The 374-nt window shown below is 42.0% G+C and carries 1 pseudogene; it reads right to left on the bottom strand.

What is annotated here, in order from left to right:
* Positions 1 to 374, bottom strand: a pseudogene (locus KO524_RS15215) (hypothetical protein); the annotation flags it as partial.

The following is a 374-nucleotide window of genomic DNA, read 5'->3' as shown; positions in this document are numbered from 1 at the left end:
AAAACTAACGTTGCCCGAATTGGAAGTCAGGTATTGATTTAATACTTCTCGAACCGTTGGGTTTTGGATGATTTGTTCAAATTGATTCGATACAGAACCCGGAACGTCGATTACCACATCAACTCCTTTTTCGTTTTTATAGGTGTAGCTCCCGTTGCCATTATTGGTCAGGGTAGTCAGCGTTTCATGGCTTTTGATAAGCTGGGATAAATCCAAGCTATGGGTAGCACCGCTTGCATCGGTATAGGTCAATCCATTTTCATCAAAACTAACGTTGCCCGAATTGGAAGTCAGGTATTGATTTAATACTTCGCGAACAGTCGGGTTTTGGATGATTTGTTCAAATTGACTCGATACAGAACCCGGAACGTCGA

This window comes from Flavobacterium sp. NKUCC04_CG, assembly GCF_019345525.1.
In the GTDB taxonomy this organism is placed as follows: domain Bacteria; phylum Bacteroidota; class Bacteroidia; order Flavobacteriales; family Flavobacteriaceae; genus Flavobacterium.
Note: the sequence above shows the minus strand (reverse complement) of the source record. Positions and strands in the feature narration are given on the sequence as shown.